Source organism: Streptococcus parasanguinis (assembly GCF_001578955.1).
Lineage (GTDB): Bacteria > Bacillota > Bacilli > Lactobacillales > Streptococcaceae > Streptococcus > Streptococcus parasanguinis_U.
In genome coordinates, this window is the sequence record NZ_KQ969690.1 from 118,516 (window position 1) to 119,122 (window position 607).

Annotated in this window: 1 protein-coding gene; it reads left to right on the top strand. The window is 44.2% G+C overall.

Annotation, left to right across the window (positions count from 1 at the left end; all coding sequences use genetic code 11):
- Window positions 1-214: 214 nt before the first annotated feature.
- Window positions 215-607, top strand: a 393-nt coding sequence (locus tag SPADD19_RS04400) for an ABC transporter ATP-binding protein (protein ID WP_164905842.1), incomplete at its 3' end; no start/stop codon positions are given.

Consider the following 607-nt stretch of genomic DNA (forward strand, 5'->3'; position numbering starts at 1 on the left):
GTAGAGCCCACTCAACCACTGCGTCTTGCTCGACAATCCAAAAACAATTAAGAGGCTAGGACTTTTGTCCTAGCCTGTTTTTTTGCTTTCTTACAAAAATGTAAGAAATAAAGGGTAAAATGTAAGGTTATGTTATGGTGAAAACGCTTCAGTTTTAGTACAATAGACTTGTAAAAAACGATTGAAGCTTTTTCGAGCTAGAAAGGAATGGACCATGACCCTACTAGACGTTCAACATATCAAAAAAATCTACAAAACCCGCTTTCAAGGAACGCAGGTCGAAGCCTTAAAGGATATCCATTTTACTGTTGAGAAGGGCGAGTACGTGGCCATCATGGGGGAATCAGGATCCGGGAAATCCACCCTCCTCAATATCCTAGCCATGCTGGACCAGCCGACGGAAGGGCGGGTATACCTCAATGGCACGGATACCTCCACCATCAAGAACAAGGACGCTTCGAGCTTCCGTCGCGAAAAACTTGGTTTTGTCTTTCAAGATTTCAACCTGCTTGATACCTTGTCTGTCAAAGACAATATCCTCTTACCTCTGGTCCTTTCTCGCAGACCAGTCAAGGAAATGATGAGCAAGGTGGATAGCGTGAGTCGA